Genomic DNA, 558 nt, shown 5'->3' on the forward strand with positions numbered 1-558 from the left:
GATGACGAGCGCGTCCGCGCCCGCGAGCGCGTCGTCGGCCGAATCGACGAATGCGAGACGCGCGAGCGCATCGGCCCCGTCGTGCAGATCGAGCGCGAACACGCGCCGCGCCTCGTCGAGCGCGACGGGATCGTACGCGCGCACCGTCGCGCCGCGCGCGAGCAGCGAAGCGATCAGGCGTCGGCTCGGCGCTTCGCGCATGTCGTCGGTGTTCGGCTTGAAGGTCAGGCCGAGCAGCGCCACCGTCTTGCCCCGCACCGAGCCGCCGCAGGCCCTGATCACCTTGCGCGCCATCGCGCGCTTGCGCTGGTCGTTGACCGCCACCACCGTCTCGACCAGCCGCAGCGGCGTGCCGGCGTCCTGCGCCGTCTTGACCAGCGCCAGCGTGTCCTTGGGGAAGCACGAGCCGCCGTAGCCCGGCCCGGCGTGCAGGAACTTCGACCCGATCCGGTTGTCCAGCCCGATGCCGCGCGCGACCGCCTGCACGTCCGCGCCCACCGCCTCGCACAGGTCCGCGACTTCGTTGATGAACGTGATCTTCGCCGCCAGGAACGCGTT

The 558-nt window shown here is 72.0% G+C and carries 1 protein-coding gene; it reads right to left on the reverse strand.

The features are described from left to right. Positions 1-558: UDP binding domain-containing protein (locus tag ACU8YC_RS25910; RefSeq protein ID WP_446896099.1), on the reverse strand; the 558-nt coding region annotated here is incomplete at both ends.

It is taken from the genome of Citrobacter sp. VF227, assembly GCF_052950715.1.